The sequence below is a fragment of the Streptomyces sp. NPDC006450 genome (genome assembly GCF_040612195.1).
GTDB lineage: Bacteria > Actinomycetota > Actinomycetes > Streptomycetales > Streptomycetaceae > Streptomyces.
In genome coordinates this window covers 1-1,066 of the sequence record NZ_JBEXPT010000282.1, presented here as the reverse complement: position 1 = coordinate 1,066, position 1,066 = coordinate 1, and the positions used below count along the sequence as shown (strand labels likewise).

The window sequence follows — 1,066 nt, the reverse complement described above, 5'->3', positions numbered from 1 at the left end:
GCGGACCGCGACGCGATGGCCGGGCTGCTCCGGCGGGACGTCGACGCGAGCGCTGCCGAGGAGCGCGCGTGGGGCATGGACGTGGGGCGGTCGCCGAATGTGGTGAACCGGCACGAAATGGGTACGCGCACCGATGCGGACACCACCCCTCCCCGGGCGGTCGTCACCGTCGACTCCGGCGGTCGGACCCGGGGGAGCGAGACCGGAGGCCGCGGGAGCGGGGATGACTCTCCAACTGAGACAGCACAGCGATCTTGACGGCACGGCCGCGGCCGCCACCGCACGCGAACTCACCCGGCACTTTTTCGACGACGCCTCGCGCGGCGGCCGCTTCGTGGCCCCCGAGGTGAGGGACACGACGTTGTTGCTCGTCAGCGAACTCGTCACCAACGCGATCCGTCACACGCAGGACGGCTGCGTACTGGACCTCGAACTGGAACCCGACGAGATCGCCATCGACGTCACCGACTACAGCCAGGCGGAGCCGCGGCTGAGGGCGCCCGATCTGGAGGGCGGCGGTGGATGGGGCTGGGCCCTGGTCCATCAGCTCGGCAGCGAGGTGCAGATCAGACACCGGCCGGACGGCAAGACCATCCACACCGGTGTCCGGCTGTTCCCGCCGGAGTGATCTCCACGGGGCCGCGTCGGCCCGTGTGTGCGTACGGCCCCGCCGGGTAGGCGCCGGACGTGAGCGAGGGGGCGTACAGAGGACTGCGGGCCGGAGGGAACGGAGCCGCCCGCGAGGACGACGGAGGGCGGCGACTCGTATGAACCTGCGGATCGATTCCGTGCGGCCGGGGCCCGGGCAGCCCCTCGCCACGGTGGCCGAGGGGTGGCTGAAGGCCCTCGACACCCTCGAGCAGACCTCCGGCGCGGATCGGACCGTCCGTGCGCTCCAGCGGAAGATCCGCGCCCTCCCGCTGGGCGCGGTACGCGACGTCCTGCGCGGCAAGCAGCTCGGACATCCACTGCATCCCGTACTGGTCCAGGTCCCGGTCGGCTGCTGGCTGTCCGCCGCGGTGCTGGACGGGGTCCCCGGAGGACAGCCCGCGGGGGCGACGCTCAC

2 protein-coding genes and 1 pseudogene are annotated in these 1,066 nt (G+C 72.4%); all 3 read left to right on the top strand.

From position 1 onward, the window contains the following. A partial coding sequence (locus ABZY57_RS32820) for a hypothetical protein (protein ID WP_356518210.1) occupies positions 1–258 on the top strand: 258 nt, incomplete at its 5' end. Further along, positions 224–628 (top strand): ATP-binding protein, encoded by a 405-nt coding sequence (locus ABZY57_RS32815; protein WP_356518208.1) that lies wholly within the window; start codon positions 224–226, stop codon positions 626–628. The genes ABZY57_RS32820 and ABZY57_RS32815, both read left to right, overlap by 35 nt. A 139-nt stretch (positions 629–767) precedes the next feature. After that, a pseudogene (locus ABZY57_RS32810) lies at positions 768–1,066 on the top strand (hypothetical protein); the annotation flags it as partial.